The sequence below is a fragment of the Vibrio sp. 704 genome, assembly GCF_033339295.1.
Genome location: NZ_JAWOUH010000510.1, coordinates 1 through 668 on the forward strand (window position 1 = coordinate 1; position 668 = coordinate 668).

Annotated in this window: 1 pseudogene; it reads left to right on the top strand. The window is 47.2% G+C overall.

The features are described from left to right. A pseudogene (locus R7R24_RS27430) lies at positions 1-668 on the top strand (SAM-dependent methyltransferase); the annotation flags it as partial.

The following is a 668-nucleotide window of genomic DNA, read 5'->3' on the forward strand; positions in this document are numbered from 1 at the left end:
CGCTCGATAGCGCTGGTTCAAAAGGCATGAGCGCCATTGATATCGCCGAAAAAACAGGCGTGTCAGAATATGGTGTTAAAGTGCTGTTAGACATGGCGATAAGTGCGCACATTGTTTTGTGGGAAAAACCTAACTACTCACTGGCCAACCTCGGGTTCTACTTGTTGTACGATGGCATGACCCAAGCAAACATGGATTTCACGGCCGACGTTTGTTATGCCGCGATGATGCACCTGACTGAAGCAATCAAAGACGGCAAACCTGCTGGATTGAAAGAGCTGGGCGATTGGGAAACCATCTATCAAGGGTTGTCGACATTACCTGAGCAAGCTAAGCAGAGCTGGTTTAAGTTTGATCACTTCTATTCGGATCGTTCTTTCCCATTGCTGCTTAAAGAAGTGTTTGCCAATGAGCCAAAACACATCGTCGATATCGGTGGCAATACGGGTAAATGGGCAATGCAGTGCTGCAACTACGATAAAGATGTGCATGTGACCATTGTTGATTTGCCGCAGCAATTGGAAGTCGCGATGTCGAACGTGGCAGAGAATCAGCTCAGCGAGCGCGTGCATCCGTATCCTGCCAATATGCTTGATAAAGCCCAAACATTGCCTGATCATGCCGATATTTGGTGGATGAGCCAGTTCTTAGATTGTTTCTCTCCAATT